This window comes from Mesorhizobium sp. WSM4840, assembly GCF_055811755.1.
The window spans coordinates 262,161-282,822 of sequence record NZ_JBVVQD010000004.1 but is presented as its reverse complement, the minus strand read 5'-3'; the positions used below and the strand labels follow the sequence as shown (position 1 = coordinate 282,822).

At 63.1% G+C, this 20,662-nt stretch carries 18 protein-coding genes; all 18 read right to left on the bottom strand.

Annotated features, from left to right (window positions below):
* Window positions 1–26: 26 nt before the first annotated feature.
* The 18 genes from AC0L3I_RS08920 to AC0L3I_RS08835 all read right to left on the bottom strand — a co-directional run bounded on the left by AC0L3I_RS08920 (window position 27) and on the right by AC0L3I_RS08835 (window position 20,369).
* Complete coding sequence (locus AC0L3I_RS08920; protein WP_473526659.1) at window positions 27–710, bottom strand: ABC transporter ATP-binding protein; 684 nt, start codon at window positions 708–710, stop codon at window positions 27–29.
* Window positions 707–1,993, bottom strand: a complete 1,287-nt coding sequence (locus AC0L3I_RS08915) for a lipoprotein-releasing ABC transporter permease subunit (RefSeq protein ID WP_473526658.1) — start codon at window positions 1,991–1,993, stop codon at window positions 707–709. The genes AC0L3I_RS08920 and AC0L3I_RS08915 overlap by 4 nt, the downstream gene beginning before the upstream one ends.
* Window positions 1,990–3,318 carry a proline--tRNA ligase gene (gene proS / locus AC0L3I_RS08910; protein ID WP_473526657.1) on the bottom strand — a complete coding sequence of 443 codons (1,329 nt, stop codon included), beginning with the start codon at window positions 3,316–3,318 and terminating at the stop codon, window positions 1,990–1,992. Before proS ends, AC0L3I_RS08915 begins: the two co-directional genes overlap by 4 nt.
* Window positions 3,319–3,862: 544 nt before the next feature.
* The gene (locus AC0L3I_RS08905; protein WP_473526656.1) at window positions 3,863–4,147 is read right to left on the bottom strand and encodes a DUF1467 family protein; all 285 of its coding nucleotides are present in this window, start codon (window positions 4,145–4,147) and stop codon (window positions 3,863–3,865) included.
* Window positions 4,144–4,548, bottom strand: a complete 405-nt coding sequence (gene mce / locus AC0L3I_RS08900; RefSeq protein ID WP_473526655.1) for a methylmalonyl-CoA epimerase — start codon at window positions 4,546–4,548, stop codon at window positions 4,144–4,146. Before mce ends, AC0L3I_RS08905 begins: the two co-directional genes overlap by 4 nt.
* A 117-nt stretch (window positions 4,549–4,665) precedes the next feature.
* The gene (locus tag AC0L3I_RS08895) at window positions 4,666–6,336 is read right to left on the bottom strand and encodes a ribonuclease J (protein WP_473526654.1); all 1,671 of its coding nucleotides are present in this window, start codon (window positions 6,334–6,336) and stop codon (window positions 4,666–4,668) included.
* Between the two features lie 79 nt (window positions 6,337–6,415).
* Window positions 6,416–7,237 carry a biotin--[acetyl-CoA-carboxylase] ligase gene (locus AC0L3I_RS08890; protein ID WP_473526653.1) on the bottom strand — a complete coding sequence of 274 codons (822 nt, stop codon included), beginning with the start codon at window positions 7,235–7,237 and terminating at the stop codon, window positions 6,416–6,418.
* Between the two features lie 4 nt (window positions 7,238–7,241).
* Entirely contained in the window at window positions 7,242–8,678 is a 1,437-nt protein-coding gene (gene nuoN, locus AC0L3I_RS08885) for an NADH-quinone oxidoreductase subunit NuoN (protein WP_473526652.1), read from the bottom strand.
* Between the two features lie 19 nt (window positions 8,679–8,697).
* The gene (locus tag AC0L3I_RS08880; RefSeq protein ID WP_473485355.1) at window positions 8,698–10,194 is read right to left on the bottom strand and encodes an NADH-quinone oxidoreductase subunit M; all 1,497 of its coding nucleotides are present in this window, start codon (window positions 10,192–10,194) and stop codon (window positions 8,698–8,700) included.
* The gene (gene nuoL / locus AC0L3I_RS08875) at window positions 10,194–12,167 is read right to left on the bottom strand and encodes an NADH-quinone oxidoreductase subunit L (protein ID WP_473526651.1); all 1,974 of its coding nucleotides are present in this window, start codon (window positions 12,165–12,167) and stop codon (window positions 10,194–10,196) included. Before nuoL ends, AC0L3I_RS08880 begins: the two co-directional genes overlap by 1 nt.
* An 11-nt stretch (window positions 12,168–12,178) precedes the next feature.
* Complete coding sequence (gene nuoK / locus AC0L3I_RS08870) at window positions 12,179–12,487, bottom strand: NADH-quinone oxidoreductase subunit NuoK (RefSeq protein WP_077383429.1); 309 nt, start codon at window positions 12,485–12,487, stop codon at window positions 12,179–12,181.
* Between the two features lies 1 nt (window position 12,488).
* A complete protein-coding gene (locus AC0L3I_RS08865) occupies window positions 12,489–13,109 on the bottom strand; it encodes an NADH-quinone oxidoreductase subunit J (RefSeq protein ID WP_473526650.1) in 621 nt (206 codons plus the stop codon).
* 124 nt (window positions 13,110–13,233) lie between these two features.
* Window positions 13,234–13,725, bottom strand: coding sequence for an NADH-quinone oxidoreductase subunit NuoI (gene nuoI, locus AC0L3I_RS08860; protein WP_473526649.1), 492 nt, complete (start codon window positions 13,723–13,725; stop codon window positions 13,234–13,236).
* Window positions 13,725–14,768 carry an NADH-quinone oxidoreductase subunit NuoH gene (gene nuoH / locus AC0L3I_RS08855; RefSeq protein ID WP_202367121.1) on the bottom strand — a complete coding sequence of 348 codons (1,044 nt, stop codon included), beginning with the start codon at window positions 14,766–14,768 and terminating at the stop codon, window positions 13,725–13,727. Before nuoH ends, nuoI begins: the two co-directional genes overlap by 1 nt.
* A 2-nt stretch (window positions 14,769–14,770) precedes the next feature.
* Window positions 14,771–16,852, bottom strand: a complete 2,082-nt coding sequence (gene nuoG / locus AC0L3I_RS08850; RefSeq protein WP_473526648.1) for an NADH-quinone oxidoreductase subunit NuoG — start codon at window positions 16,850–16,852, stop codon at window positions 14,771–14,773.
* Window positions 16,853–16,926: 74 nt separating this feature from the next.
* Complete coding sequence (locus tag AC0L3I_RS08845; RefSeq protein ID WP_473485349.1) at window positions 16,927–17,622, bottom strand: NADH-ubiquinone dehydrogenase; 696 nt, start codon at window positions 17,620–17,622, stop codon at window positions 16,927–16,929.
* Window positions 17,623–17,728: 106 nt separating this feature from the next.
* Window positions 17,729–19,033, bottom strand: coding sequence for an NADH-quinone oxidoreductase subunit NuoF (nuoF, locus tag AC0L3I_RS08840; protein WP_473485348.1), 1,305 nt, complete (start codon window positions 19,031–19,033; stop codon window positions 17,729–17,731).
* 10 nt (window positions 19,034–19,043) lie between these two features.
* Window positions 19,044–20,369, bottom strand: coding sequence for an NADH-quinone oxidoreductase subunit E (locus tag AC0L3I_RS08835; RefSeq protein ID WP_473485347.1), 1,326 nt, complete (start codon window positions 20,367–20,369; stop codon window positions 19,044–19,046).
* Between the last annotated feature and the right edge of the window lie 293 nt (window positions 20,370–20,662).

Below are 20,662 nucleotides of genomic sequence, written 5' to 3'. Positions count from 1 at the left end.
AGTAGGCCGGCTGAATATTGATATACCTAAAGCGGAACAACCTTGCCGTCGGCGAGCGTGACTCGACGGTCCATGCGCGAGGCAAGCTCGTGATTGTGGGTGGCGATCAGCGCCGCCAGCCCCGACTGCCGGACCAGCGCTCCCAATGCCTCGAACACATAGGAGGCGGTGACCGGGTCGAGGTTGCCCGTCGGCTCATCGGCAAACAGCACCAGCGGCGCATTGGCGACGGCGCGGGCGATGGCGACGCGCTGCTGCTCGCCGCCGGACAGTTCGGACGGCCGGTGCTGCGCCCGCTTGCCGATCTGCATGTAGTCGAGCAGTTGCGCCGAACGCTCGGCAGCCTCCTTGCGCGTCAGCCCTTTTATCAGCTGCGGCATCATGATGTTTTCCAGCGCCGTGAACTCCGGCAGCAGGTGATGGAACTGATAGACGAAGCCGATATCGTTGCGGCGGATCGCCGTGCGCTCGTCGTCGGAAAGCCGCCCGCAGGCGCGGCCTGCCAGAATCACGTCGCCGGCGTCGGGCCGCTCCAGCAGTCCGGCGGTGTGCAACAGCGTCGATTTGCCGGTACCCGAAGGCGCCACCAGCGCCACGATCTCGCCGCGCTTCAGCGAAAAATCGGCGCCGTTGAGGATGGTCAGCTTGCGCGGCCCCTGGACATAGTGCCGCTCGACGCTCTTCAGCTCGATAATGGCCTCGGCCATCATTCGTACCTCAGCGCTTCGACCGGATCGAGCCTGGCCGCGCGCCATGCCGGAAACAGCGTCGCAAGGAACGACAGCACCAGAGCCATCAGGATCACCGAGATCGTCTCGCTGGCGTCCATGCGGGCAGGCAGCTGGCTCAGGAAATAGAGCTCGGGATTGAACAGCCTCTCGCCGGCCAGCCAGGAGAAGAACTGGCGGATTCGCTCGACGTTCAGGCAGATTACAACGCCCAGCAGCACCCCGGCGATGGTGCCCACCACGCCGATCGCCGCGCCCGTCATCAGGAAGATGCGCAGGATCGCGCCGCGCGTGGCGCCCATGGTGCGCAGGATGGCGATGTCGTGGCCCTTGTCCTTCACCAGCATGATCAGGCCCGAGATGATGTTGAGCGCCGCCACCAGTACGATCAGCGTCAGGATCATGAACATGACATTGCGCTCCACCTGCAGCGCATCGAAGAAAGTCCTGTTGCGTTCTCGCCAGTCGACCATGGTGATCGGCCGCTGCGACGCCTCCTCGACCTTCGGCTTCAGCGCATCGACATTGTCGGGATTGTCGACATAGATCTCGATCGCCTGAGCCCGGCCATCCATGTTGAAATAGAGCTGCGCTTCCGAAAACGGCATGTAGACGATGGAGCTGTCATATTCTGACATGCCGACCTCGAAGATCGCCGTGACCGGATAGCCTTTCATGCGCGGTGTCGTGCCGAGCGGCGTCACATCGCCGTCGGGCGCGATAAGCGTGATGGTGTCGCCGAGCACAAGACCGAGATTGTCGGCCATGCGGCTGCCGATGGCGACGCCCTCGCCTGTGTCGAAGCCGGCGATCGAGCCCTGCTTGATATTGCTGGCGACGATTGAAATCTTGCCCAGATCTTCGCCGCGTATGCCGCGCACCAGCGCCCCTGATCCGCCGCCGATATTGCCTTGCGCCAAGACCTGCCCGTCGATCAGCGGAATGGCGTATTGGACGCCGGGCACGCCGTTGATGCGGCCGGCAACCTGCGCATAGTCCTCCAGCGGCATGTCGAGCGGCTGAACGATCAGATGGCCGTTGACGCCGAGGATGCGCGTCAGGAGCTCGGCGCGAAACCCGTTCATGACAGCCATCACGACGATCAGCGTGGCGACGCCCAGCATGATGCCGAGGAAGGAGATCGACGCGATGACGGAGATCACCGTCTCCTTGCGGCGCGAGCGCAGATAGCGCCACGCGACCATGCGTTCGAACACGGAAAAAGGTCCGGCGGCCGGGGGTTTCGTTACTGCCGCTTCGCTCATGCGGCAAAACCGAAGCGTTTCTTCACGTCCTCGATCGGCAGCGTCTCACGCTCGCCGGTCCTGCGATTCTTGATCTCGACCTCGCCGGCCGCCACGCCGCGCGGCCCGACGATCACCTGCCACGGCAGGCCGATCAGGTCGGCGGTGGCGAACTTGCCGCCCGGCCGCTGGTCGGTGTCGTCGTAGAGCACCTCCTTGCCGACGGCGACAAACGCCGCATCGAGTTCGTCGCAGACGCGGTCGCAGTCGGCGTCGCCGGCTTTCATGTTGATCAGGCCGATGTCGAAAGGCGCCACCGCCTCCGGCCAGATGATGCCGTTGTCGTCATGGCTGGCCTCGATGATCGCCGCGACCAGCCGCGTCGGACCGATGCCGTAGGACCCCCCGGAGGCAAAATGATCCTTGCCGTCGGGCCCGGTCACCTTGGCACCCATCGGCTTCGAATATTTGTCGCCGAAATGGAAGATGTGGCCGACCTCGATGCCGCGCGCCGAGACCCGGTCGCTTGTCGCAACCTTCTCCCACGCCGCCTCGTCGTGCATCTCGTCGGTCGCGGCATAGGGCGTCGTCCATTCCTTGACGATGTCGCCGATCTCGGCATCGTTGGAGAAGTCGGTGTCCGCCCCCGGCACATCAAGCGCGAGGTAATCGCGATGGCAATAGACCTGGCTCTCGCCGGTGTCGGCCAGGATGATGAATTCGTGGCTGAGGTCGCCGCCGATCGGCCCGGTGTCGGCACGCATCGGGATTGCCTGCAGCCCCATGCGCGTGAACGTCCTGAGATAGGACACGAACATCCTGTTATAGGCCGCCTTGGCGCCTTCGAAATCGAGATCGAAGGAATAGGCGTCCTTCATCAGGAACTCGCGCGAACGCATGACGCCGAAGCGCGGCCGCACCTCGTCGCGGAATTTCCACTGGATGTGATAGAGATTGAGCGGCAGATCCTTATAGGACTTCACATAGGCGCGGAAAATCTCGGTGACCATCTCCTCGTTGGTCGGTCCATAGAGCATGTCCCGGTCTTGCCGGTCCTTGATGCGCAGCATCTCCTTGCCGTAGTCGTCATAGCGGCCGCTTTCGCGCCACAGCTCGGCGGACTGGATGGTCGGCATCAGGATCTCGAGCGCGCCGGCCCGGTCCTGCTCCTCGCGAACGATGCGGCAGACCTTGTCCAGCACCCTTTTGCCGAGCGGCAGCCAGGAAAAACTGCCTTGCCCCTGCTGGCGGATCATGCCGGCGCGCAGCATCAGCCGGTGCGAGACGATTTCGGCCTCGCGCGGATTTTCTTTGAGGATAGGCAGGAAATAGCGCGACAAACGCATGGACTGGTCCGTGAGAGAGAGGATTGCCGCACCGGAATCGGCGCAGCGCAGGCTTGTTTGCCCCGGCTTCATAGCCATTTCATGACGGAATGGAAACCCGCCCCTCGGGACGCCGCAAAGGGTCCGCAGTGCCGCATCCGCCTTGCTGGTCGTTTCGCAAGCAACGCCTGCCATACTATTGTGCACTGCAGCACGAGAATGCTTATTTCCAGGCAAAATTCTGCGTGACATTTTCACCCGCCTTGGTCTAATGTGCCCCGATAACCGAGAGGGCGGAAAGAAATCTGCCCTCCTACGCGGTCAAAGTCTTGGGAGGATGCGATCTAGGCGCGGTTACTCGCTGCCGCCGGACACCGGAAACAGATCGGACGCGTTTAAATTGCAAGGCTTCGTGCCTTGCATTTTTTTTGTGCAATCACTTGGTTAGCACGACAACTTGCTAAACCACTTTACCTAGCGCCAGCACAGCGGGTTCGAAACCTGCATCGGCTTCCAGCCCGGATTGGTGCTCACATGCAGGATGTGGCCAGCCGTGCCCGGCGGTCTAATTTTCGGGGCTCTGACTGAAATCCGGCACGATGTGCAGGATGTCGTCGATGCCGAGGTCGAGCCCCCTCGTAATGCCATAGAAGATGCCAAGAAGAACCATCGTGACGATCGTCGTCCGCAGCACGGCGCGCAGCATATGGGGTCCGCGCGGCGCGCTGGGTACCGTGCCCAGCGTCACGTCCTCATCCTCGTCCTGCGTCCTCAGACTGAACGGCAGGATGGCGAACAGCACTACCCACCATGTGATGAAGAACAGGGCGAGAAACGAAACCCAGCTCATGCTTGCTCCAGTTCGACCAGCGTGCCGAAGAAATCCTTGGGATGCAGGAACAGCACCGGCTTGCCATGCGCGCCGATCTTCGGGGCGGCGTCGCCAAGGACGCGGGCGCCGCTGGCCTTGAGGTGATCACGCGCGGCAAGAATGTCGTCGACCTCGTAGCAGACATGATGCATGCCGCCCGAGGGGTTCTTCTCGAGGAATTTCGCGATCGGCGAATCCTCGCCGAGCGGCTCCAGCAATTCGATCTTGGTGTTGCCGACATCGACGAACACCACCGTCACGCCATGCTCCGGCAGCGCCTGCGGCGCGCTCACCCGAGCGCCGAGCGTATCGCGATAGGCCGCTGTCGCCGCGGCCAGATCCGGCACAGCAAGCGCGACATGGTTCAGGCGTCCGAGCATTGGAACTCCGTGGAAAGTTAGGGGAGGAGGGGAATAAGGCATTAGGGGAGTAGGGAAAGCAAATAGCTGCACCGCCTTGTTTTTCCCTACTCCCCTACTGCCCTACTCCCTTGTTCGTCACCGCGTGACGAACACCGTCACCAGCGGCTTCTTGCCCCAGGCTTCATTGGCGGCGCCGCGGACGGCGCGGCGCACTGCCTCCTGCACGAGGTCGAGATCTCTTCGGCGCTGACGGGGGATGGAGTCCACGGCGCCGATTGCCGCATCGATCATCAGGTCTTCCAGGCTCTCGCCGCGGGCATCGGCCTCGGCGACGCCGATGGCGACCAGATCGGGATCGCCGGCGAGCTCATACCTGTCGTCGAGCACGACATTGACCGCGACATGGCCGGCAAAGGACAGCTTGCGCCGGTCGCGAATGCCCATCGCCTGGTCGGTGCCGATCAGCCTGCCGTCCTTGTAGATGCGGCCGAACGGCACCTGGTCGATGATCGTCGCCGCACCGGGATAGAGCCGCAGCATGTCGCCGTCGCGGACCTGCGCCACCTGGCCGATGCCGGACACCGACATCAGCGACCCCTGCGCTACCAGATGCGCCGCCTCGCCATGCACCGGCACGCCGATCTGCGGGCGCACCCATTGATACATCTTGCGCAATTCGCTGCGACGCGGATGTCCGGAGACATGCACCAGCGCATCGCCGTCCTCGATGATCTTGATGCCGAGATCGATCAGCCGGTTCTTGATCTCGAGAATCCCCTTCTCGTTGCCGGGGATGGTGCGCGAGGAAAACACCACCGTGTCCCCTGCCGTCAGCGACACCGATTTCATCTCGTCGCGCGACAGTTTTGCCAAGGCCGCAAGCGGCTCGCCCTGGCTGCCGGTGCAGATGATGACGAGGTTTTCGCGCGGGATGAAGCCAAAGTCCTCCTCGGCGATGAATTCGGGCAGCCCGTCCATATAGCCGAGCTCGCCGGCAACATCGATGACGCGCTTCAGCGAGCGGCCGAGCACCAGGCACTGGCGGCCGGCATCGCGTGCCGCCTTGGCAATGGAGACGATACGCCCGACATTGGAGGAAAAAGTGGTGACCGCGACCCGGCCCTTGGCGCTCTGGATGACGCCCTTGAGGCCCTCGCCCACCGCCACTTCCGATGGCGACTCCCCTTCCCGCAGCGCATTGGTGGAATCGCAGATCAGCGCCAGCACGCCGTTGTCGCCATAGGCGCGGAAGCGGGCCTCGTCGGTCATCGGCCCGATCGTCGGCGCCGGATCGATCTTCCAGTCGCCGGTATGGATGACGGCGCCGGCCGGCGAGGTGATCGCCAGCGACATCGGTTCGGGGATCGAATGCGCGACCGGGATGGCCTCGATCTCGAACGGGCCGATGCTGAATTTTTCGCCGGCGCGGTAGATCGTCACCGGGATTTTCGGTGCACCTTGCACGCCCTGCCGCTTGGCTTCCAGCAATCCAGCGCCGAACGGCGTCATCCAGACCGGCGCCTTGAGCTTCGGCCATGTGTCGAGCAGCGCGCCGTAATGGTCCTCATGCGCGTGCGTGATGACGATGCCGCGCAGATTGGCGATGTTCTCCTCGATGAAGCGCGTGTCTGGCAGCACCAGGTCGACGCCGGGCAGGCTGGCATCGGGAAAGGTGACACCGACATCGACGACGATCCATTCGCGCGCATTGGCCGGGCCGTAGCCATAGAGGGCGAAGTTCATGCCGATCTCGCCGACGCCGCCGAGCGGCACGAAGACGAGTTCGGCGTTTTCCGCTGTCGCCATGATCTTTCCTTTCCTGGCCGGTCAAGCCAAGCCCTTCCAAACGGGGCCTGTCAAAACCGGTCCGTCTAATCTGGGCCCGTCAAACCTGGGCCGACGCGACCGCACCGAAATGCACGTCGCCGGCGGCGATCGTCAGAACCGAACCCTCATCGTCGCGGATCACGAAACGGCAGTCCTCGTCAATGGTCTCGAACGTGCCGCGCACCACATTACCGTCAATTCTGACAGCAACCTGCCCGCCAAGCCCTGCCGCGCGCGCCAGCCAGCGCCGCCTGACGGCGGAAAGCCCGCGCCCATCATTCCACAGCCGCGCATTCTCGCTCCAGGCATCCGACAGCGCCAGAAACAACGTCTCGGCATCACAAGCAGCGCCCAGAGCCCTGAGCGATGTCGCCGGATAAGGCAAATCTTTGGGATAAGCCACAACATTGACACCGATGCCCACAGCCACCGCGAAGCGATCGCCTTCGAGTATCGCCGATTCCAGAAGGATGCCGGCAAGCTTGGCGCCGGAGGCGAGCACATCGTTTGGCCATTTCAGCTCGAAACGGTTTCTTCCATCGCTGCCGCCGTCGAGGCCGATTGCGATCCGGCCCTTCGGCACGACGGCGTCGAGCGCATCGGCCAGCGCCAGGCCGGCGACGAAGCCGAGCGTCGCAGCCAGGCGAAGCTCGGCATTGGTGACCACCAGCAGCGTCGCCGCCAGATTGCCCTCGGGCGTCGCCCAGACCCGGCCTCGCCGGCCACGCCCGCTTTGCTGTTTTTTTGAAACGACCCAGAGCTTGCCCGGATCCCCCGCCCGCGCATGGTCCAGCGCCAGCGCATTGGTGGAACCGACCGTGTCATGTGCCTCGAGCCGGAACCCTTCCGAGGCCGCTGTTGGAGCCAGCCGAAATGCCATCCCGTCAGAAAAATGTCTTGGCGGCGGCTTCGGCATAGGTGCCGATCGGCCCGCCGATCAGCACATAGAACAGCACGAAGGCGCCGCAGACGCCGAGCACGACGCGAAGCTCGGTCGCCATCGGCACGAAGCCGCCGACCGGTTCATCGAACCACATGATCTTGATGATGCGCAGATAATAATAGGCGCCCACCACCGAGGCCAGCACGCCGATGATCGCCAGCGCGTAGAGGTTGGCGTTGATGGCGGCGAGGAACACGTACCACTTCCCCCAGAAGCCGGCCAGCGGCGGGATGCCGGCCAGCGAGAACATCAGGATGGTGAGGATCGTCGCCATGATCGGATTGGTCGACGACAGGCCGGCGAGATCGCTGATCTGCTCGACATTGCCTTCCTTGCGCCGCATGGCGAGGATGAAGGCGAAGGTGCCGAGCGTCATCACCAGATAGATCAGCATGTAGATAGCGACGCCGCGCACGCCGGCCTGGCTGTTGGCGGCGAGGCCGACCAGCGCGTAGCCCATATGGCCGATGGAGGAATAGGCCATCAGCCGCTTGATATTGGTCTGACCGATAGCCGCGAAGGCGCCGAGCACCATCGAGGCGATCGAGATGAAGACGATGATCTGCTGCCAGTCGGCGGCGATCGGCTTGAACGCGCCCATGGTGACGCGCACGATCAGCGCCATCGCCGCCATCTTCGGCGCCGCGGCGAGGAAGGCCGTCACCGGCGTCGGCGCGCCTTCATAGACGTCGGGCGTCCACATGTGGAACGGCACCGCCGATATCTTGAAGGCGAGACCGGCCAGCACGAAGACCAGGCCGAAGACGAGGCCAAGCTGCCGCTCGCCGCCGCCCAGCGCCGTGGCGATTTCCTGGAACCCGGTGTTGCCGGTGTAGCCGTAGACCAGGCTGATGCCGTAAAGCAGCATGCCCGACGACAGCGCGCCGAGGACGAAATATTTCAGTCCCGCCTCGGTCGAGCGCAGATTGTCCCGGTTGATCGCTGCCAGCACGTAGATCGCCAACGACTGCAATTCGAGGCCGAGATAAAGCCCGATCATGCCGTTGGCCGAGATCATCAGCATCATGCCGAGCGTGCACAGCAGGATCAGCACCGGATATTCGAACTTGTCGAAGTGCTCCGCCTTGGCGAAGCGCATCGACATGACCAGCGTCACCGCCGACCCGATCAGCGCCAGCACCTTCATGAAGCGGGCGAAGGGATCCTGGACGAAGGCTTCGCCGTAAGCGTTGCCCTGCCCGGTGGAAAAGATCGTCCAGACGCCGGCAACCACCAGGAAGGCGACGGCAAGGCCGCTCACCGTGGTGGTGGTGTTGGCGCGCGAATAGGCGCCGAGCATCAGCAGCGCCAGGGCGCCGGTGGCGAGGATCAGCTCTGGTGTCGACAACGACAGGCTGGAGAGAAGGTCCGGCGTCATGGTTCGCAAAACCTCTCAGTCAGTTCGCCGCCGCGGTCTGCGCGGTGTCGATGGATGCGGTGACATTGGTGACGAGCGCCTTGACCGATTCGGCCGTCGCGTCGAAGACCGGCGCCGGGTAGACGCCGAAGAAGATGACCAGCGCGGCCAGCGGGTAGATGATCACCTTCTCGCGCGCCGACAGGTCGAGCAGGCCTTTCAGGCTGTCCTTGGTCAGCGCGCCGAAGATCACCCGGCGATAGAGCCAGAGCGCATAGGCGGCCGACAGGATGACGCCGGTTGCGGCGAAGAACGCCACCCAGGTGTTGACCCGGAACACGCCGAGCATGGTCAGGAACTCGCCGACGAAGCCGCTGGTGCCGGGCAGGCCGACATTGGCCATGGTGAAGATCATGAACACGGTGGCGTATTTCGGCATGTTGTTGACCAGCCCGCCATAGGCGTCGATGTCGCGCGTGTGCAAGCGGTCGTAGATGACGCCGACGCAGAGGAACAGCGCGCCGGAGACGAGGCCGTGCGACAGCATCTGGAAGATCGCCCCCTGGACGCCTTCCTGGTTCATCGCGAAGATGCCCATGGTGACGAAGCCCATATGGGCGACCGACGAATAGGCGATCAGCTTTTTCATGTCCTCCTGCATCAGCGCCACCAGCGAGGTGTAGATGATGGCGACCACGGACAGCGCGAAGACCAGCGGCGCGAACATCTCCGAGGCGATCGGAAACATCGGCAGCGAAAAGCGCAGGAAGCCGTATCCGCCCATCTTGAGCAGAATGGCGGCCAGGATCACCGACCCGGCCGTCGGCGCCTCGACATGCGCGTCCGGCAGCCAGGTGTGCACCGGCCACATCGGCATCTTCACGGCAAAGGAGGCAAAGAAGGCGAGCCATAGCCAGGTCTGCATGGTGGCCGGGAAGTTGTGCGTCAGAAGCGTCGGAATGTCGGTGGTGCCGGACTGGAAGAACATCGCCATGATGGCGAGCAGCATCAGCACCGAGCCGGCCAGCGTGTAGAGGAAGAACTTGAACGAGGCATAGACGCGCCGCTTGCCGCCCCACACGCCGATGATGATGAACATCGGGATCAGGCCGGCTTCGAAGAAGACATAGAACAAAACGATGTCGAGCGCGCAGAACACGCCGATCATCAGCGTCTCCAGCAGCAGGAAGGCGATCATGTAGGCCTTGACGCGTTGCTCGATCGATTCCCACGAAGCCAGGATGCACAGCGGCATCAGGAAGGTGGTCAGGATGACGAACAGCATGGAGATGCCGTCGACGCCCATATGGTAGGAGATGCCGGAATCCAGCCAGGCAAACTTCTCGACGAACTGGAAGCCAGGCTCCGAATTGTCGAAGCCGGTCCAGATGAACAGCGAGATGATGAAGGTGATGCTCGTCGTCCACAACGCGATGGCGCGGATGTTGCGGCGGGCATTTTCGCTGTCGTCACGCACGAACAGGATGAGCAGCACACCAACCAGCGGCAGGAAGGTGACCAGCGAGAGGATCTTCATCAGAGCATCATCCAGGTGACGAGTGCGGCAACGCCGATCAGCATGGCGAAGGCATAGTGATAGAGGTAGCCGGTCTGCAGCTTGACGACCCGGTTGGTGACGTCGACCACGCGCGCCGAAACGCCGTCCGGACCAAGCCCGTCGATGACGGTGCCGTCACCGGTCTTCCACAGGAAGTGGCCGAGGCGTTTTGCCGGCCGCACGAACAGGAGGTCGTAGAGTTCGTCGAAATACCACTTGTTGAGCAGGAAGGCGTAGAGCCCGCGATGCTGCGCCGCCAAATTCTTCGGCATTTCCGGCGCGCGGATGTAGAATTGCCAGGCAATCGCAAAGCCGATCAGCATGGCGATGAACGGCGCCAGTTTCACCCACAGCGGCACTTCGTGGATCTCGTGCAGGATATGGTTTTCCGGCAGCGTGAACAGCGACGCCTTCCAGAACTCGGCATAGCCCTCGCCGATGAAGGCGCCATGGAAGATCACGCCGGCGAACAGCGAGCCCGCCGCCAGGATGAACAGCGGCACCAGCATGACCGGCGGCGATTCATGGACATGGTGCATCACCTCGTGGCTCGCCCGCGGCTGGCCGTGGAAGGTCATGAAGATCAGCCGCCAGGAATAGAAGCTGGTGAAGCAGGCGGCGACGACCAGCAGCACGAAGGCAAGGCCGGCGACCGGATTGTACGCGGCAAAGGCGCTTTCGATGATCGCGTCCTTGGAGAAGAACCCGGCGGTGCCGATGACCGTCACCGGAATGCCGACGCCGGTCAGCGCCAGCGTACCGATCACCATCATCCAGTAGGTCTTCGGAATGAGCGTTCTGAGGCCGCCCATCTTGCGCATGTCCTGTTCGTCGGAGACGGCGTGGATCACCGAGCCCGAGCCGAGGAACAGCAGCGCCTTGAAGAAGGCATGCGTGAACAGATGGAAGATCGCCGCGCCATAGGCACCGACGCCGAGCGCCACGAACATGTAGCCGAGCTGCGAGCAGGTCGAATAGGCGATGACGCGCTTGATGTCGTTCTGGACGAGGCCGACGGTCGCCGCGAAGAATGCGGTGAAGGCGCCGATGAAGGTGACCACGATCAGCGCCGAATGTGACAGTTCGAACAGCGGCGACAGCCGCGCCAGCATGAACACGCCGGCCGTCACCATGGTGGCGGCATGGATGAGCGCCGAGACCGGCGTCGGGCCTTCCATGGCGTCCGGCAGCCAGGTGTGCAGTGGCACCTGTGCCGACTTGCCCATGGCGCCCATGAACAACAGCAGGCAGACGACGGTCATCGCCGACTGTTTGTCGAGCGCATAGCCGAGGAAGGTCAGCACGGCTGCGCCCTCAGGCGCGCCTTCGGCTGGAACGAACGTCGCCGCATTGGCGAAGATGGTGCCGAGATTGACCGAGCCGAACAGCACGAACACGCCGAAGATGCCGAGCGCGAAGCCGAAATCACCGACACGGTTGACGACGAAGGCCTTGATCGCGGCGGCATTGGCCGACGGCTTCTTGTACCAGAAGCCGATCAAGAGATAGGAGGCGAGGCCGACGCCTTCCCAGCCGAAGTACATCTGCACGAGGTTGTCGGCCGTCACCAGCATCAGCATGGCGAAGGTGAACAGCGACAGATAGGCGAAGAAGCGCGGCCGGTTCGGGTCGTGATGCATATAGCCGATCGAGTAGATGTGCACCAGCGCCGAGACCGTGTTGACGACAACCAGCATCACCGCGGTCAGCGTGTCGATCCTGAGCGCCCATGCGGCCTCTAACCCGCCCGACTGGATCCAGCGCAGCACCGGCACGGTGAACACCTCGCCCTCGCCGAACCCGACGGCGAAGAGGGCGACCCACGACAGCACGGCTGATATCACCAGCAAGCCGGAGGTGATGTATTCGGACGCCTTGGCGCCGAGCGACGTGCCGAACAGGCCGACGATCAGGAAGCCGAGCAGAGGAAGGAAGACGATGGCCTGATACATGGTGGTTTCCGTCAACCCTTCATCATGTTCACGTCTTCGACCGCGATCGAACCGCGGTTGCGGAAGAAGACGACGAGAATGGCAAGGCCGATCGCCGCTTCAGCCGCTGCGACCGTCAGCACGAACATCGCAAACACCTGTCCGACGAGATCACCGAGTGCTGCCGAGAAGGCGACGAAATTGATGTTGACCGCGAGCAGGATCAGCTCGATCGACATCAGGATGACGATGATGTTCCTGCGGTTGAGAAAAATGCCGAACACGCCGAGCGTGAACAGGATCGCCGATACGGTCAGATAGTGTGCGATGCCGACGACCATCTCAAATTCCTTCGCCCGTCTTGACCTTGCGGATTTCCATTCCCGTTGCCGGCGTGCGGCCGACCTGGGCGGCGATTGACTGCCGCTTGATGCCCGGCTTGTGGCGCAGCGTCAGCACGATGGCGCCGATCATGGCGACCAGCAGCACAAGGCCCGCAATCTGGAAATAGTAGAGGTAGTCGGTATAGAGGATGTCGCCGAGCGCTGCGGTGTTCGAGCGCGCGGCAAGGTCCGGAATGGGTTTTGCAACCGTCGCAGCCAGTTGCGGCGCGAACGTATAGCCGCCGAGCACGACGATCAGCTCAGCCGCCAGGATCAGCCCGACCAGCGCGCCGATCGGCGCATATTGCAGGGCGCCTTCCTTCATTTCGGCGAAATCGACGTCGAGCATCATGACGACGAACAGGAACAGCACCATGACCGCGCCGACATAGACGACGAGCAGGATCATCGCCAGGAACTCGGCGCCGGTCAGCATGAACAGGCCCGCGGCATTGAAGAAGGTCAGGATCAGGAACAGCACCGAATGCACGGGATTGCGCGCCGAAATGACCATGAACGCCGACGCCACCGCGACAAAGGCGAAGATGTAGAAAAAGGCCGCCTCTAGTCCATTCAGCATGGGTTCCCCCGGGGTTCCTGTCGGACCGGCTTTCGCACTGTCCGTTGTGTGCTTCGTTCCGCCTCCGGTGCCGAAGCCGCGTGTTCCTTAAACGAGGCCCTTCGCCTCGTCCATGCGTCAAATGTCAGCGGTACGGCGCATCCAGCGCGATGTTGCGCGCCAGTTCGCGCTCCCAGCGGTCGCCATTGGCCAAGAGCTTGTCCTTGTCGTAATAAAGTTCCTCGCGCGTCTCGGTCGCGAACTCGAAATTCGGCCCCTCGACGATGGCGTCGACCGGGCAGGCCTCCTGGCAGAAGCCGCAATAGATGCACTTCACCATATCGATATCGTAGCGCACGGTGCGGCGCGTGCCGTCGTTGCGGCGCGGGCCGGCCTCGATGGTGATGGCCTGCGCCGGGCAGATCGCCTCGCACAATTTGCAGGCGATGCAGCGTTCCTCGCCGTTCGGATAGCGGCGCAGCGCATGCTCGCCGCGGAAGCGCGGGCTGGTCGGCCCCTTCTCGTGCGGATAGTTGATCGTCTCCTTCGGCGCGAAGAACTGGCGCATCGACAGGAAGAAAGCGCTGACGAAGTCCTGCAGGAGCAGCGATTTTGCGGCTTGGGCTAGAGCAGACATCACGCAAACCCTGTGATCTTGAGGAACGCGGCGACAATCACCACCATCGCCAGCGAGATCGGCAGGAAGACCTTCCAGCCGAGCCGCATCAGTTGGTCGTAGCGGTAGCGCGGCACGAAGGCCTTCACCATGGAGATCATGAAGAATACCAGGCAGACCTTGAGCACGAACCAGATCAGGCCCGGCACCCAGGTGAAGGGAGCGAAGTCGAAGGGCGGCAGCCAGCCGCCGAGGAACAGGATGGTGGCCAGCGCGCACATCAGCACGATGGCGACATATTCGCCGAGGAAGAACAGCAGGAACGGCGTCGACGAATATTCGACCATATGGCCGGCGACGAGTTCCGATTCGGCTTCCACGAGGTCGAAAGGCGGGCGGTTGGTCTCGGCCAGCGCCGAGATGAAGAAGATGACGAACATCGGGAACAGCGACAGCCAATGCCAGTCGAGGAAGGTGTTGGGGAGGCCAACCCGCGTGCCCAGCCCATCCTGCTGCGACAGCACGATATCAGACAGGTTGAGCGAGCCGACGCAAAGCAGCACGGTGACGATTACGAAACCGATCGAGACTTCGTAGGACACCATCTGCGCCGCCGAGCGCAGCGCGCCGAGGAACGGATATTTCGAGTTGGACGCCCAACCGCCCATGATCACACCATAGACCTCGAGCGAGGAGATGGCGAAGACATAGAGAATGCCGACATTGACGTTGGCGATCGCCCAGCCCTCGTTGACCGGAATGACAGCCCAGGCCGAGATCGCCAGCACCGCCGAAACCAGCGGCGCCAGCAGAAAAACGCCCTTGTTGGCGCCGGACGGGATCACCGGTTCCTTGAACACGAACTTCAGAAGGTCGGCGAAAGCCTGCAGCGTGCCCCATGGGCCGACGACGTTTGGGCCGCGGCGCAACTGCACCGCCGCCCAGATCTTGCGGTCCGCGTACAGGATGTAGGCGACGAAGATCAACAGCACGACGATCAGCACGACCGACTTCAAAAGGATGAGCAGCGCCGGCAGCACGTAGAAGGAGACGAAGGTGTCCATGTTTATTCCGCCGCCTGCCTAAAGCCGTTTTTCGCCAGCGCCGAGCATTCCGCCATCACCGCGGAAGCCCGCGCGATCGGGTTGGTCAGGTAGAAATCCTTGACCGGCGAGGTGAAGCTGCCCTTGTTAAGCCGCCCGCCGAGCTTCGCCACCCTGGCGACATCGTTAGGATTTCCGGCCGCCACCTGGTCGATGCGGGCGAGATGCGGGTATTCGCCATAGAGCTTTGCGCGAAGCTGCGGCAGTGAATCGAACGACAACCTCTTGCCCAGCACATCCGACAGCGCCCGCAGGATCGCCCAGTCCTCGCGCGCATCGCCCGGCGCGAAGCCGGCACGGTTGGTCTGCTGCACACGGCCCTCGGTGTTGACGTAGGTGCCCGACTTTTCGGTATAGGCGGCGCCCGGCAGGATGACGTCGGCGCGGTGCGCGCCGTGGTCGCCATGCGTGCCGATATAGACGACGAAGGCGGCGCCGGTCTTGGCCATGGCGATCTCATCGGCGCCGAGCAGGAACAGCACGTCCATGTCGCCCAGCATGCCGGCGACGTTCTTGCCGCCCTCGCCCGGCACGAAGCCGACATCGAGACCGCCGACACGCCCCGCCGCAGTGTGCAGCACGGCAAAGCCGTTCCAGTCGGCTCTCGCGGCATTGACGGCCAGGCTAAGCTTCGCCGCCTGGCCGAGCACGGCCGCGCCATCCGAGCGTGCCAGCGCACCTTGGCCGACGATAACAAGCGGATGCGTCGCCTTCTTCAGCACCTGGAAGAACTTGCCATTGCCGTCGGCCAGATCCTTCAGCGATTCCGTTCCGGCGCCGAGTTGTTCATAGTCGTAGCGCGTATCGCCGACATCGCCGATGACGCCGACCGGCAGGTTGCCGACCCGCCAGCGCTTGCGGATGCGGGCGTTGAGCAAGGACGCCTCGAAGCGCGGATTGGCGCCGATGATCAGCACCGCGTCCGCCTGCTCGATGCCCTCGATGGTGGGGTTGAAGATATAGCTTGCCCGGCCGAGCGACGGATCGAGCGCGGCACCATCCTGGCGGCAGTCGGTGTTCTTCGAGCCGAGCGACGCCATCAGCAGCTTCAGCGCATAGATCTCCTCGACGGCGGTAAGATCGCCTGATATGGCGCCGATCTTGTCGGGTGCGGTACTCGACACCGCTTCCTTGATCGCGGAGAAAGCCTCGGCCCAGCTTGCCGGGGCCAGCTTGCCGTTCTTGCGTACGTATGGCCGGTCGAGGCGCTGGGTGCGCAAGCCGTCCCAGATGAAGCGGGTCTTGTCGGAAATCCACTCCTCGTTCACCGCCTCGTTGGTACGCGGCAGGATGCGCATTACCTCGCGGCCTCTGGAATCGACGCGGATCGCCGAGCCGACGGCGTCCATCACGTCGATGGATTCGGTCTTGGTCAGTTCCCACGGCCGCGCCTGGAAGGCGTATGGTTTGGAGGTCAGCGCACCGACCGGGCAAAGGTCGATGACGTTACCCTGCAGTTCCGAGGTCATCGCGCTTTCGAGATAGGTGGTGATCTCGGCGTCCTCGCCGCGGCCGATCAGGCCGAGCTCTGAAATGCCGGCGATTTCGGTGGTGAAGCGGACGCAGCGCGTGCAATGGATGCAGCGGTTCATGATCGTCTTGACCAGCGGCCCGATATATTTGTCTTCGACCGCCCGCTTGTTCTCGTGATAGCGCGAGGAATCGACGCCGAACGCCATCGCCTGGTCCTGCAGGTCGCACTCGCCGCCCTGGTCGCAGATCGGGCAATCCAGCGGATGGTTGATCAGCAGGAATTCCATCACGCCTTCCCTGGCCTTCTTGACCATCGGCGTGTTGGTGAAAATTTCCGGCGTTTCGCCATTCGGTCCCGGGCGCAGATCGCGCACGCCCATGGCACAGGATGCCTGCGGCTTGGGCGGCCCGCCCTTCACCTCGATCAGGCACATGCGGCAATTGCCGGCGATCGACAGCCGCTCATGGAAGCAGAAGCGCGGCACTTCCGCGCCGGCGTCCTCGGCTGCCTGCAGCAGCGTGTAGTGATCGGGTACAGTAATCTCTTTCCCGTCGACCTTGAGCTTTGCCATGTCGTCTCAAACCCCTGCGGACATTCCGCAATCTTTCTTTCCGGGCGCAACCGAAACCGCGCCCGGCATTGAATTCAATGTTTGGCCGCGGCCAGCACCGCCGCCTGGCCAAGCCAGTCGTCGCGGCCGACGCGGCCCTTGAACGACAGATAATCGTCGACCCAGGCGATCTCTTCCGGCGTCCATGCCGCGATCTGGCCGTATGTCCAGATGCCCAAGCCGTTCAGCACCTCTTCCAGCTTCGGGCCGATGCCCGATATCGCCTTGAGGTCGGCCGGATTTTCCGGACGATCCATAGCCTTGGGCCGCTTGAAATCCTCGGGCATCAACCGGGCCGGAGCGGCGGCCGCATCCACATCCGTTACGTTTCGTGCACCATCCATGCTGTTCGCCGCTATGTCATTCACGTTCTTGGCGAAGGACTGCGCCTCGGCGATCAGGGTTTTCGTCGCCGCCCGCGCCTTGGTCGAGGAGCTTGTCCCTGCCGCCGAAAAGCGTTCGACCCTGGCATCGAAATCGTCGACCACCGGCTGGAACATGCGCTGCGAGGCCTCGGCGGCGCCCGAGAGCACGCCCATCCATACCCCGAAGGCATGATTGGCAAGCCCGATGCCGAGCGCCGACATCGCTGCCGCACCCGCGACAGGGTGCGCCAGGAGATTGACGGCGCTGGCCATCTCCTTCGGCATCATCCTGGTCAGGTCCTGGTTCATTTTTTCGAACGGGTCCAAATCTGGCATCAAATGATTGAGTCTCGAATTCAGCGACATAGGTGGTCTCTCCTGGTCGTTTCTTCCGTATACCCCGGCCTATTCCATCAAATCGGGCATGCGCCCGCATTCCAATCGGGCATTCGCCCGTATTTCGAATTCGTCTCTATTCCGCCGCCACCATCACCGGCTCTGCGCGGTGCGCATTGCGCGAAAACTCGTCGATACGTCGCTCGACCTCGCCACGGAAATGCCGCATCAGGCCCTGGATCGGCCACGCCGCCGCATCGCCCAGCGCGCAGATCGTGTGGCCTTCGACCTGTTTGGTGACGTCGAGCAGCATGTCGATCTCACGCTTCTGCGCCTCGCCGCGCACCAGCCGCTCCATCACCCGCCACATCCAGCCGGTGCCTTCGCGGCACGGCGTGCACTGGCCGCAGCTCTCGTGCTTGTAGAAGTAGGAAAGCCGGGCAATCGCCTTCACGATGTCGGTCGATTTGTCCATGACGATGACAGCCGCCGTGCCGAGGCCCGATTTCAGGTCGCGCAGCGCATCGAAATCCATCGGCGCGTCGATGATCTGCTCCGCCGGCACCAGCGGCACCGAGGCGCCGCCCGGAATGACCGCCAGCAGATTGTCCCAGCCGCCGCGAATGCCGCCGCAATGCGTCTCGATCAGCTCGCGGAAGGGGATCGACATCGCTTCTTCGACGGTGCACGGATTGTTGACGTGGCCGGAGATGCAGAACAGCTTGGTGCCGACATTGTTGGGCCGGCCGATGGACGAGAACCAGGCAGCGCCGCGGCGCAAAATGGTCGGCGCCACGGCGATCGACTCGACATTGTTGACCGTCGTCGGGCAGCCATACAGGCCGACATTGGCCGGAAATGGCGGCTTCAGCCGCGGCTGGCCCTTCTTGCCTTCGAGGCTTTCGAGCAGCGCCGTTTCCTCGCCGCAGATATAGGCGCCGGCGCCATGGTGCACGTAGATGTCGAAATCGTAGCCGGACGTGTTGTTCTTGCCGATCAGCTTGGCCTCATAGGCCTCGTCGATGGCGCGCTGCAGCGCCTCGCGCTCGCGGATGAACTCGCCGCGCACATAGATGTAGGCGGCGATCGCGCCCATGGCGAAGCCGGCAATCAGGCAGCCCTCGACCAGCGTATGCGGATCGTGGCGCAATATGTCGCGGTCTTTGCAGGTGCCGGGCTCGGATTCGTCGGCGTTGACGACGAGATAGCTCGGCCGGCCGTCGCTCTGCTTGGGCATGAACGACCATTTCAGCCCGGTCGGAAAGCCGGCGCCGCCGCGGCCGCGCAAGCCTGAGGCTTTCATCTCGTTGACGATCCAGTCGCGCCCCTTGGCGATGATGCCGGGCGTGTTGTCCCAGGCACCGCGCGCCATCGCACCGGCCAACGACTTGTCGAAGCGGCCGTAGATGTTGTTGAAGATGCGGTCTCTGTCCTGAAGCATTGTTCGTCCCTCAGACCGGTTTCTTGCCAAAGACGCGGATATATTCGGCGACCCCGCCCTTGGCCAGCGCCTTGGCCTGCTTGACCCAGTCATCGCGCTCGATGCGGCCGTGGAAGCTGAGGTAGCCATCGACCCACTCGCGCTCGGCCTTCTTCCAGGACGCGACTTGCGCATAAGTGAAAATGCCAAGCGAATGCAGGACGCCTTCGGTTCTCGGGCCGACCCCCGAGATCAGCTTGAGATCGTCGACCAGTGCCGGCCTTGCGATGCCGGCCGGACGGTTCTTGTCCTCGAGCGAAGGCTTGGCATTGGTCGTCTTCGCGGCGGCCGTCTTACCGGCAGCGCCGAGCTGCGTGCCCTTGGCTTCCGGCGCCTTGAAAGCAGCCGCTGGCTCAGCCTTGACTATCGGACCGCTGCGCTGTTTCAAAACCTTTTCGACTTCCGGCGCGGCCTTGTTGGCATTGGCGGCCGAATGCCGCGGTGCTCTGACGCTCGCCGCCTTTTCCGTCTCTGGTGCGACCTTTGCCGGAGAAGGCGTCTCCAGCGCCGGGCTGGTTTCGGGCGCATCGGTCTTCGGCTTGCTGGCTTTCGACGGCGCAACGGGGGCAGCCGGTGCCTGTACGGCCGGAGCGGCTGGCGTCGCGACAATTGCCGCTGGTGCTGCCTCCCTGGCGGCCTTGGCGGCTGCCTTGGCTTCCCTGTCGCGGGTCGTCTTCAGGATCGCCTTTTCGCTCTTCAGTGTCGTCAGGCCGGTGATCGGCTCGGAGGTGATGCGGCCGTTCTGCGGCCCCGGCTTCACCGAGGCGCCCTTGCCGGCGTCATAGAGATCGATGATCTCGGCAAGCCGCTCCGGGGTCAAATCCTCGAACGTGTCCTTGAAAATCATCACCATCGGCGCGTTGACGCAGGCGCCAAGGCATTCGACCTCCTCCCACGACAGCGTGCCCTTGTCGTTGGTGTGGAACTGGTCGTGATGGATCTTCGAGCGGCATACATCCATCAGCGCTTCCGAGCCGCGCAGCATGCAGGGCGTGGTGCCGCAGACCTGGATATGCGCGCGGGTGCCGACCGGATTGAGCTGGTACTGCGTGTAGAAGGTCGCGACTTCGAGTCCACGGATATAGGGCATGCCGAGCATGTCGGAGATCGTCTCGATCGCCGCCTTGGTCACCCAGCCTTCCTGCTCCTGCGCCAGCATCAGCAAGGGGATGATCGCCGACTGCTCGCGGCCCTTCGGATATTTCTTGATCCATTGCTTCGCCGCTGCCGCATTCGCCCGGTTGAAGGCGAAGGCGGCTGGCTGGAGGCTGGCTTCTGCGAGACGGCGGACTGACATCTAGCGATCGACCTCACCAAACACGTATAGGTTCGTCATCTTGCTGCAGCCTCCTTACAAAGTTTCGCCGTACCGTCGAAACAGTGGAAAGTCGGCGAATTTGTCATGACAGGCGGGCAAACGCCGGACTTGCCAGTCAATCGAGCGACTAGCCGCACGAGCCCTGCTTTGCCGGAAGCGGCTGCTGATACTTCCGCCTTAGAGAAACTCGCGCCATCCGGCGCTGCGACGCTACACTCGCACGTATCTCTCTTGAAATAGAAAGCATCGACATCGGCAGATTCAGCTGTCGC

Excerpts from the sequence above, each read along its gene's own strand:
- AC0L3I_RS08920 (WP_473526659.1), bottom strand. The coding sequence starts at position 710 with ATGATGGCCGAGGCCATTATCGAGCTGAAGAGCGTCGAGCGGCACTAT.
- AC0L3I_RS08905 (WP_473526656.1), bottom strand. The coding sequence starts at position 4,147 with ATGAGCTGGGTTTCGTTTCTCGCCCTGTTCTTCATCACATGGTGGGTA.
- nuoF (WP_473485348.1), bottom strand. The coding sequence starts at position 19,033 with ATGCTTCAGGACAGAGACCGCATCTTCAACAACATCTACGGCCGCTTC.
- AC0L3I_RS08865 (WP_473526650.1), bottom strand. The coding sequence starts at position 13,109 with ATGCTGAATGGACTAGAGGCGGCCTTTTTCTACATCTTCGCCTTTGTC.
- AC0L3I_RS08880 (WP_473485355.1), bottom strand. The coding sequence starts at position 10,194 with ATGAAGATCCTCTCGCTGGTCACCTTCCTGCCGCTGGTTGGTGTGCTG.
- nuoG (WP_473526648.1), bottom strand. The coding sequence starts at position 16,852 with ATGGCAAAGCTCAAGGTCGACGGGAAAGAGATTACTGTACCCGATCAC.
- AC0L3I_RS08835 (WP_473485347.1), bottom strand. The coding sequence starts at position 20,369 with ATGTCAGTCCGCCGTCTCGCAGAAGCCAGCCTCCAGCCAGCCGCCTTC.
- mce (WP_473526655.1), bottom strand. The coding sequence starts at position 4,548 with ATGCTCGGACGCCTGAACCATGTCGCGCTTGCTGTGCCGGATCTGGCC.
- nuoH (WP_202367121.1), bottom strand. The coding sequence starts at position 14,768 with ATGGACACCTTCGTCTCCTTCTACGTGCTGCCGGCGCTGCTCATCCTT.
- nuoK (WP_077383429.1), bottom strand. The coding sequence starts at position 12,487 with ATGGTCGTCGGCATCGCACACTATCTGACCGTATCGGCGATCCTGTTC.
- proS (WP_473526657.1), bottom strand. The coding sequence starts at position 3,318 with ATGCGTTTGTCGCGCTATTTCCTGCCTATCCTCAAAGAAAATCCGCGC.
- AC0L3I_RS08895 (WP_473526654.1), bottom strand. The coding sequence starts at position 6,336 with ATGGCGACAGCGGAAAACGCCGAACTCGTCTTCGTGCCGCTCGGCGGC.
- AC0L3I_RS08890 (WP_473526653.1), bottom strand. The coding sequence starts at position 7,237 with ATGGCATTTCGGCTGGCTCCAACAGCGGCCTCGGAAGGGTTCCGGCTC.
- nuoL (WP_473526651.1), bottom strand. The coding sequence starts at position 12,167 with ATGTATCAGGCCATCGTCTTCCTTCCTCTGCTCGGCTTCCTGATCGTC.
- nuoI (WP_473526649.1), bottom strand. The coding sequence starts at position 13,725 with ATGTCTGCTCTAGCCCAAGCCGCAAAATCGCTGCTCCTGCAGGACTTC.
- AC0L3I_RS08915 (WP_473526658.1), bottom strand. The coding sequence starts at position 1,993 with ATGAGCGAAGCGGCAGTAACGAAACCCCCGGCCGCCGGACCTTTTTCC.
- nuoN (WP_473526652.1), bottom strand. The coding sequence starts at position 8,678 with ATGACGCCGGACCTTCTCTCCAGCCTGTCGTTGTCGACACCAGAGCTG.
- AC0L3I_RS08845 (WP_473485349.1), bottom strand. The coding sequence starts at position 17,622 with ATGTCGCTGAATTCGAGACTCAATCATTTGATGCCAGATTTGGACCCG.